Raw genomic sequence first — 2,639 nt, 5'->3', positions numbered from 1 at the left:
ACCAAGTCTGATTACTTGGTGTTGATTTCCACCGAATCCTGACCCACAGCGGCCAGTAATTTCCATCTAAAACTGACCCACGTGTTATCCCTAACCTGCTGCTTTTGGCGGCAGGAGCATAGGAGTGATAGACGTGGCGACACTCAGTGTCATTCGGCGGTGGGCATTGCGAGAACGCATGTCCATACGCGAGATAGCCCGACGCACAGGCCTGTCTCGAAACACCATCAGGAAACACCTGCGTGCGCAGACGGTGGAACCCCGTTATGCCAAGCGGGTCAGTCCCAGCAAGCTGGACCCGTACGCGGAGCGGCTCGCCTCCTGGCTCAAGAGCGAGGGCACCAAGTCACGCAAGCAGAAGCGCACGCTGCGCCAGATGCATGCAGAGCTTGCCGCGCTGGGCTATGAGGGCTCGTACAACCGCGTGGCCGCATTCGCGCGCAGTTGGCAGGCCAAGCGGCACGAGACGGAGAAGACCACCGGCCGAGGCACCTTCGTGCCGCTGGCCTTCGGCGCGGGCGAGGCCTTCCAGTTCGACTGGAGCGAGGACTATGCCGTCATCGCCGGCGAGCGCACCAAGCTGCAGGTGGCGCACTCCAAGCTCAGCTACAGCCGCGCCTTCATCGTGCGTGCCTACCTGCTGCAGACCCACGAGATGCTGTTTGACGCGCACACGCACGCGTTCTCCGTGTTCGAGGGCGTGCCGCGGCGCGGCATCTACGACAACATGAAGACCGCGGTGGACAAGGTGCACCGCGGCAAGCGGCGTGACGTCAACCTGCGCTTCAGCGCCATGGTCAGCCACTACCTATTCGATGCGGAGTTCTGCAACCCCGCCTCCGGCTGGGAGAAGGGCCAGGTGGAGAAGAACGTGCGCGATGCGCGCCATCGGCTGTGGCAGCCGGTGCCCGCGTTCCCCAGCCTGGACGCACTCAATGCGTGGCTGGAGCAGCGCTGCAAGGCGTTGTGGCGGGAGATTGCCCACGGCAAGCTGGCCGGCACGGTGGCCGACGCGTGGGAGCACGAGCGGCAGTTCCTGATGCCGCTGCCCATGCCCTTTGACGGCTTCGTCAAGCACGCCAAGCGCGTGTCCCCGACCTGCCTGGTGCACTTCGAGCGCAACCGCTACAGCGTGCCGGCGTCTTATGCGAACCGGCCCGTCAACCTGCTCGTGTACCCCGAGCGCGTGGTGGTGGTCGCCGAAGGCCAGTGGCTGTGCGAGCACCGACGCATCATCCACAGAAGTCACGACTCACCGGGGCAGACCGTGTACGACTGGCGCCACTACCTGGCGGTGCTGCAGCGCAAGCCGGGCGCACTGCGCAACGGCGCGCCGTTCCTGGAGCTGCCCGAGGCGTTCCGACGCCTGCAGGCGTCCTTGCTGAAGCAGCCCGGGGGAGACCGGGAGATGGTGGAGGTGCTGGCACTGGTGCTGCTCCACGACGAGCAAGCTGTGTTGGCTGCGGTGGAACTCGCGCTGGAGGCCGGCGTGCCCACCAAGATGCATGTGCTCAACGTGCTGCACCGGTTGCTGGACGGAACGCCGTCACCGGCGCCAGTCGATGCGCCGCAGGCGCTGCGTCTGGTCAATGAGCCGCAGGCCAATGTGCTGCGCTATGACACGCTGCGCGATGTGTCGGAAAGGACGGTGCGCCATGCGTCATGACCCCGCCAGTGCCGCGCTGGTCATCATGCTGCGCGAGCTGAAGATGTTCGGCATGGCGCAGGCCGTGGCCGACTTGGCCGAGCAGGGAGCGCCGGCGTTCGACGCGGTGCAGCCGATGCTGTCGCAGTTGCTGAAGGCAGAGACCGCCGAGCGCGAGGTACGTGCAGTGGCCTACCAGCTCAAGCAGGCGCGCTTCCCGGTGTACCGCGACCTCTCCGGCTTCGACTTCGGTAACAGCGAAGTCAACGAAGCCCTGGTCCGCCAGCTGCATCGCTGCGAGTTCCTCGAGCAGGTCCACAACGTCGTGCTGGTCGGCGGTCCGGGCACGGGCAAGACGCACCTGGCCACGGCCATCGGTGTGCAGGCCGTGGAGCAACACCGGCGCCGCGTGCGCTTCTTCTCCACGGTGGAGTTGGTCAATCTGCTGGAGCAGGAGAAGCTGTGCAACAAGACCGGCCAGATGGCGCACAGGCTCGCGCACATGGACATGGTGGTGCTCGACGAGCTGGGCTACCTGCCGTTCAGCGCATCAGGCGGCGCGCTACTGTTCCACCTGCTGTCCAAGCTCTACGAGCGCACCAGCGTGGTCATCACCACCAACCTGAGCTTCAGCGAGTGGGCCACGGTGTTCGGGGATGCGAAGATGACCACGGCGCTGTTGGACCGGCTGACGCACCATTGCCATATCCTTGAGACTGGCAACGACAGCTACCGGTTCAAGAATAGTTCTGCACAACCCACCAAGAAGGAGTCCAAGACCAAGAAGTTATCCACATCCTGAGCCTGCCAAGGCTCCATTCGGGGTGGGTCAGTATTCGATGGAAAACGTGGGTCAAGGTTCGGTGGAAATCAACACACGCTCTCTTCTCGCGACATCTGAGCGGCGCAGCTCCCTCAACACGGTGTCTGCGCTAGTGGCCAAGCCCAACGCAGCGGCGAGCCGCGCAGCCGCTTCTCCGCCGAGGGCGTGCCC

At 64.6% G+C, this 2,639-nt stretch carries 2 protein-coding genes; both read left to right on the top strand.

Annotated features, from left to right (window positions below):
* The first annotated feature begins 124 nt into the window (after window positions 1-124).
* Entirely contained in the window at window positions 125-1,666 is a 1,542-nt protein-coding gene (gene istA, locus ACREB4_RS21170) for an IS21 family transposase (RefSeq protein WP_431590218.1), read from the top strand.
* Window positions 1,656-2,447, top strand: a complete 792-nt coding sequence (istB, locus tag ACREB4_RS21165) for an IS21-like element helper ATPase IstB (RefSeq protein ID WP_431590217.1) — start codon at window positions 1,656-1,658, stop codon at window positions 2,445-2,447. The genes istA and istB overlap by 11 nt, the downstream gene beginning before the upstream one ends.
* Window positions 2,448-2,639: the final 192 nt, after the last annotated feature.

The sequence above is a fragment of the Aquabacterium sp. genome (assembly GCF_050725395.1).
In the GTDB taxonomy this organism is placed as follows: Bacteria; Pseudomonadota; Gammaproteobacteria; order Burkholderiales; family Burkholderiaceae_C; genus Aquabacterium.
This window is presented reverse-complemented; position numbering and strand designations above follow the sequence as displayed.

Coding starts and splice junctions, on each gene's coding strand:
- istB (WP_431590217.1), top strand. CDS start 1,656: ATGCGTCATGACCCCGCCAGTGCCGCGCTGGTCATCATGCTGCGCGAG.